The sequence below is a fragment of the Vibrio sp. 10N.222.48.A3 genome (assembly GCF_041475345.1).
Classification (GTDB): Bacteria; Pseudomonadota; Gammaproteobacteria; order Enterobacterales; family Vibrionaceae; genus Vibrio; species Vibrio tasmaniensis_A.
In genome coordinates, this window is sequence record NZ_JBFRVX010000994.1 from 1 (window position 1) to 380 (window position 380).

The 380-nt window shown below is 30.8% G+C and carries 1 protein-coding gene; it reads right to left on the reverse strand.

What is annotated here, in order from left to right:
* The coding region (locus tag AB4653_RS22850) for a hypothetical protein (RefSeq protein WP_372105397.1) at positions 1-320 on the reverse strand (320 nt) is incomplete at its 3' end.
* Positions 321-380: the final 60 nt, after the last annotated feature.

Consider the following 380-nt stretch of genomic DNA (forward strand, 5'->3'; position numbering starts at 1 on the left):
GAGTTTAGCTCACCAATGAACCCTCCGAAAATCAAAGAGAGTGGTATAATAATCATCATACCAAGAATCTTTGGCTTCTTATAGCTATCATCTATTATTTTATTTTCGTAGTAAGTATCTTTATGATAAATAAAATGCGCCCAAATATAGAATATAAATATAGCTACAGGAACCATCACTCTAATCGCGCTTACAACCGTGAGTTCTTTATTTAACTTAACCATCTCGTATAGGTAACCATTAAATATAAAAGATAGGAAGTACATTATAAGTAAGACAAAAGTCAACAACACAGTCATTGCACAAATAAATTTTCTCAATCCAAACTCCAATAAATATAAATCTAAAAACTAGGTAATGTACATAGACATAATGACCCC